Consider the following 2,932-nt stretch of genomic DNA (forward strand, 5'->3'; position numbering starts at 1 on the left):
TTAAGGAGGACGAAATGAACGATAATAAAAACATTCAAAGACAGGAAGAACAGACAAAGGAAGTTATAAATGAGATCAAAAAAGAATATACAAAAACAGCCGACTTTTTAGAAGATAATACGGATACGCAGCTTAAAATTGCCGGGGAGCTTAAAGAAGAGCTAAAAAATAATGACTTCGACATAAATATTGAAGAGTTAAAGGCACTTAAAGATGAAATAACAGGTCTTAAAGCGGAAATCAAAAGACTTAATGAAATGGATAATATAAGCCTTAGCTCCCTTATTGCTAAGGATATTAGAGCAGTAGGAAAATCTCTTATTAATCTTCAGGAAAAAGCGGTAGGAAGTATTAAACATCTTTATGACAGCATGAAACATCAACTTACCTACAACCTTACCAAAGCACAGGAAAAGTTTGTTGAGATGAAAATAGGAATTGTAAAGGGACTTGTAAACTCAATGCAAAGTTTTATAAAGGAGCAGCAAAAGAAGCTTAATAGCTGCCTTGAAAAACTTGATACCTTATCTAAAGAGATACAAAAGGATGAGGAAAAATTAAATAAGGGGAATAAGGAAGAGATTAAGCAGACGGATAATGAAAATAAAGATATTAAGGAAAGTGAAAAAGCATCTGCAAGAGATAACAGTGAAAGATCAGAGAACAAGCCTATAAAGAATAATGACAGGAGTAGTAAAAATATAAAAAGAAAACCTTCCGTATTAAAAACACTTAAAGAAAATCAGCAAAAGATTAGACTTGAGGAAAAAGGTAAGGCAGAAAAAACGGTAAAAAAGGATAAGGGAATGGAAATATAATGAAAGAAGCCGACCTTATCAAATATAAAAATATTCCGGATGAATTAAAGCGTGAGAAGAGATGGTGTCTTTATAAAATCATTGTAAGAGACGGGAAAAATACAAAAATGCCGATTATGCCAAATGGAAAACCTGCCAAGTCAAATGATAGAAAAACTTGGCACAGTTTTGATGATTGCATGGATGCTTTATATAAAAATCAGAGCTTAGGTTTGGGATTTTTCCTAGGAGACGGGTATATAGGAATTGATATAGATAAGGTAAGTGATGAAATAATGGAATACAGTATGGACTTTAATGCCGCTTCAATGACAGCTAACTTTTTAAGAGGGATTTCCACCTATGCGGAAATCTCTCCGTCAAAAACAGGACTGCATTTTATAGGAAAAGGTAAAGTACCGGGAGAAAGAAAAAGGTATAAAAACCTCGAAATTTATGACAGAGACAGATTTTTTACAATAACCGGGAATATATTAAAGGATAAAGACAGAAGTAAAATAGTAAATATCAATCAGGAATTATTACCGCTTTATCAAATATATATGCCAAGTATAGACTCCGTAGAAGGCAAAGTTGGTAGGATTAATCTAAATCCAAGTAGTTTGGCTTATAAAAACAGATTTTCACAAGATGACATTCTAAACATACTTTTTAATAGGGGATACTTTAACTATAGTGGAGAAGATCTAAGACAAATATATAACGGGAATTATCAAAACTATTTTAACAGCCAGTCCGAGGCTGATTTTTTTATGTTTGGGAGGCTGCTTTACTACACCGCAGATGTGGAAAAGTCAATCAGCCTTATGGAAAATAGCGGACTTAAAAGGAAGAAGTGGTATAAAAGGCGAGGCAGTGCGGACTATATACACTATATTGCAGACAGGGCAATGAACGGCATAAGCAAGTTTTATGATTGGAATAAAGAAAAAGCTAATATTACAAAAAATGCAAAGCAAGAAGAGACTGAAAATAAGAAGAAGGAGGAAAAGATGCCAAGATATTCAACTGAAAAAATCAGTGATATTTTATCTCATTCGTTAGAGGAAATCAGGAGGGATGTAGATGCCTATAAGGATTTTTTAAAGACGATGGGAAACAACTATAAATACTCATATATGCACCAGTTAAGTATTTACAGTACCTACAAGAGAGCAACTGCCTGTGCGGAGTATGATTTTTGGAAAAAGCTTGGAAGAAGTGTAAAAAGAGGAGAAAAGGGAATACCGATTCTTGATTTAAGCATGAGACTACCAAAGGTAAAGTATGTATTTGATGTCAGTCAAACAGTCAGTATAGGAAATAAGATCAATGAAGTAAAACTGTGGAAATATGAACCTGAGAAACATACTTTGGCTATAGATTCACTGATTGACAGCTTTAAAGAAAGAAACAGCAGGCTGCTTTTTTCACAGGAAGAAAAGATAAACGCTCTTATAGATTTATATGTTAGGAAAAGGATATATACCATCTTTGATATGCTGACGGATGATACAGTTAAAAGTTATACCAAAGTAGAACTGATGCAATTTATCACAGAATCCATAAAGGTTTCACTTGCACAAAGAATGGATATAGGTATTCCTGTTGATGAGGGCAAACTGAAAACAGTATCAGGGATTAAGCATGGACAGGATATTGATAGCCTTCTTGGAGAAATATCTTTAATTTCTAAAGAAATGCTTATAGCTATCGGAAGAGAAATAGGGAGGATAGGTGAGAGAGAAAAACTTAAAGAAATAGAGATAAATGAGCGGACAAAGACCGATAAGGAGCGTTATAATGTAAATGAAAGCAGTGAAAATACCGGAACAATAAATGATGAAATAGAAGAAAATAAAGGAGGCTTGGCTGATGAGAGAAAAAGTAATACTGGCGGACAGGGAATACCTTTTGGAGGAAGAAATCTACATCCCGGTAATCAAGGAGAACCTATTCGAGAAACAGGGGGGAACCTACAGTTTGGAGAAGATGGAAGACGGAGAGGAAGTTCTGATACCGAATATCAAGATGCCAAAGATAATAGATCAGAGCAGGCTGAACAGATTTGGCAGGGAGAGACTAAAATTCCTGAAAGAAAACAGGGAGAATCAGTATCAGAGCATGTATTACAG

2 protein-coding genes are annotated in these 2,932 nt (G+C 34.5%); both read left to right on the forward strand.

What is annotated here, in order from left to right:
* The first annotated feature begins 14 nt into the window (after positions 1-14).
* Positions 15-818, forward strand: coding sequence for a conjugal transfer protein (locus J4O15_RS15740; protein ID WP_208101534.1), 804 nt, complete (start codon positions 15-17; stop codon positions 816-818).
* A partial coding sequence (locus J4O15_RS16065) for a phage NrS-1 polymerase family protein (RefSeq protein ID WP_442911608.1) occupies positions 818-2,932 on the forward strand: 2,115 nt, incomplete at its 3' end. The genes J4O15_RS15740 and J4O15_RS16065, both read left to right, overlap by 1 nt.

The organism is Lachnoanaerobaculum sp. Marseille-Q4761 (genome assembly GCF_017565785.1).
Classification (GTDB): domain Bacteria; phylum Bacillota; class Clostridia; order Lachnospirales; family Lachnospiraceae; genus Lachnoanaerobaculum.